Raw genomic sequence first — 2,391 nt, 5'->3', positions numbered from 1 at the left:
CGCCGAGCGTACGGATCCGGGTGCCGAGGCGGTAGGAGCCGTCCGCGCCCCGCTCCAGCCCGCCCCAGGCCACCAGTTCCCGCACCATGCGCAGCGCGGTCGGCACGGGCAGCCCCGTGCGGTGGGCGATCTCCGTCAGGCGCAGTGTGACCGGCGCGTCCACGAACGCGTCCAGCACGGAGAAGACCCGCCCCGCGACGCTCTCCGCCATCCGTGCCCCCGTCCGCCGCGCCCGCGTTTTCACCCAGTGGAAGCCGGGCGTTGCCGCCGGCCGGCTCCGCCCGCCAGGGTCAACGCATGACACTCGATCTCTCTTCCGACCAGCTGCTGTCCACCACGCGCGCCGTCCGCCACCGACTCGACCTCACCCGTCCGGTGCCGCGCCGGCTGCTGGAGGAGTGCGTGGACCTGGCCGTCCAGGCACCGAGCGGACGCAACCGGCAGCGCTGGCACTTCATCGTCGTCACCGACCCCGGGCAGCGGGCCGCCCTCGCCGACGTGTGGCGGGCCGGGGTGGCCACGCCCGGCGCGAGTGAACCGCTGCCGGAGCGGGACGTGCGGCGGGCGTCCGTGGCCCGGATGGACCGGGTGTACTCCGGCACCGCGCACCTGTACGCGCACCTGCACGAGGTCCCGGCGCTCGTCGTGCCGTGCGTGGAAGGCCGTACCGACCACGCCCCGGTCCTGCGCCAGGCCGGCACCTGGGGCTCCATCCTGCCGGCCGTGTGGAGCTTCATGCTCGCCGCCCGCGCCCGGGGCCTGGGCACCTGCTGGACCACCGGGAACCTGGTGGACGAGCGGGAGTCGGCCCGGGTGCTCGGCATCCCGTACGACGACGTGATGCAGGCGGCGCTCATCCCCGTCGCCTACACCCTCGGCACCGACTTCCGGCCGGCTCCCCGCATCCCCCGGGACCGGGTGCTGCACTGGGACCGGTTTTGAACGCGTTCAACTCCAGGCGTACGCTCCAGCCATGAGCGACAGAGCCGCCCTGCTCAAGGGCATCCGCGCCTGGTTGGTCCTCTTCGTCGTGTGCCTGGTCCTCAGCGGGGCCACCGCCTTCCCGCTGGTGCACGAACTGCGCTGGACCGAGAGCGCGTTGCGCGCGCTGTCCGTACCGGAGCACCTGCCCGGCCCGACGGCGTGGATCGTCCGGGTGCGCGAGGCGCTGGACACCGTCGACGCCGAGTACCCCTTCGTCCTGTACGGCACCGACTGGCTGGCCTTCGCCCACCTCGTCATCGCGGTCGCGTTCTACGGCCCGTACCGCGACCCGGTCCGCAACATCTGGGTGATCGAGTTCGGGATGATCGCCTGCGCCGGGGTCGTTCCGCTCGCCCTCGCCTGCGGACCCGTCCGCGGAATCCCCTTCTGGTGGAGCCTGATCGACATGTCCTTCGGGGTGTTCGGCGTCGTCCCGCTCTACGTCGTCCGCAAGAAGATCAAGCGGCTGGAGGCGCTCGGCACCCCGCCCGCGCCCCCGGCCGCCGCGCCCGTCAGCGGTTGAACGCGGGGAACGCGAAGCGCTCGGCGGCGGCCTGCTGGCCGTCGCCCTTGGCGTCCGTGGAGTTCGCCGAGTAGACGAGGGTGCGGGACAGATCGCGGGTCGCGGCGATCGCCGTGGTGTAACCCGGCCGCGAGCCGCCCTTGCCCCAGACCACCTTGCCCTTCAGCTCGATCCGCTCCAGCGCCGCGCCGTAGTGCGCGTCGGGCACGTCGGGCAGGGTGAACATCTCGCTCAGCTGCGGCTCGGGCACCACCCGGCCGCGGAACAGCGCGACCAGGAACCGCTCCAGGTCGGCCGTGGTCGAGATGAGGTCGCCGGCCGCGAAACGGTCGGTCATGTTCCAGTCGGTCACATCGACCAGCTTGCCGTCGATCCAGTCGTAGCCCCGGTTGTGCGGCCCGTGGATCCCGGTGTCCCCGGCGGCGGGGAAGGAGCTGTGCCGCATGCCGAGCGGGCGGAAGATCCGCACCTGCGCCTGGTGGGCGTACGAGTCGCCGGTCACCTTCTCGATGAGCAGGCCGAGCACGGTGTAGTGGATGTTGCCGTAGGTCTGCGCCTCGCCCGGGGCGTGCGCCGGTCCCTGGGCGACGGACGCCGCGACGACCTGCCGGGGCGTCAGCGTCTCGAAGCGGTGCGCGTAGCCCTCCTCGACCGTGTCACCGAGGGACGCCCCCGGCTTGAGGCCGCTGGTGTAGTTCAGCAACTGCCGTACGGTGATGGGCTCGAAGTCCTTGGTGAGCAGGCCGGGCAGATACCGCTGCACGGTGCCGTCGAGGTCGATCCGGCCCTCCGCGGCCAGTTGCAGCACGATCGCGGCGGTGACCACCTTCGTCACCGAACCGGCCCGGAACCGCCCGTCCGCCAGGGCCGGCGCCCCCGTCCGC

Annotated in this window: 4 protein-coding genes; 2 read left to right on the top strand and 2 right to left on the bottom strand. The window is 72.6% G+C overall.

What is annotated here, in order from left to right; genetic code table 11:
• On the bottom strand, nt 1-211 hold a 211-nt coding region (locus H5J33_RS31305), incomplete at its 3' end, for a helix-turn-helix domain-containing protein (RefSeq protein ID WP_181798137.1).
• An 86-nt stretch (nt 212-297) separates the two neighbouring features.
• Here H5J33_RS31305 and H5J33_RS31300 point away from each other — a divergent pair.
• Together H5J33_RS31300 and H5J33_RS31295 are read left to right on the top strand one after the other, a co-directional pair.
• The gene (locus tag H5J33_RS31300) at nt 298-942 is read left to right on the top strand and encodes a nitroreductase family protein (protein ID WP_181798136.1); all 645 of its coding nucleotides are present in this window, start codon (nt 298-300) and stop codon (nt 940-942) included.
• Nucleotides 943-973: 31 nt separating this feature from the next.
• On the top strand, nt 974-1,507 hold the full coding sequence (locus H5J33_RS31295; RefSeq protein WP_181798135.1) for a hypothetical protein: 534 nt from the start codon (nt 974-976) through the stop codon (nt 1,505-1,507).
• Here H5J33_RS31295 and H5J33_RS31290 read toward each other — a convergent pair.
• The coding region (locus H5J33_RS31290) for a serine hydrolase (protein WP_181798134.1) at nt 1,497-2,391 on the bottom strand (895 nt) is incomplete at its 5' end. The genes H5J33_RS31295 and H5J33_RS31290 overlap by 11 nt on opposite strands.

Source organism: Streptomyces sp. WELS2, from assembly GCF_013870595.1.
Lineage (GTDB): Bacteria > Actinomycetota > Actinomycetes > Streptomycetales > Streptomycetaceae > Streptomyces.
Note: the sequence above shows the minus strand (reverse complement) of the source record. Positions and strands in the feature narration are given on the sequence as shown.

Coding starts and splice junctions, on each gene's coding strand:
- H5J33_RS31300 (WP_181798136.1), top strand. CDS start 298: ATGACACTCGATCTCTCTTCCGACCAGCTGCTGTCCACCACGCGCGCC.
- H5J33_RS31295 (WP_181798135.1), top strand. CDS start 974: ATGAGCGACAGAGCCGCCCTGCTCAAGGGCATCCGCGCCTGGTTGGTC.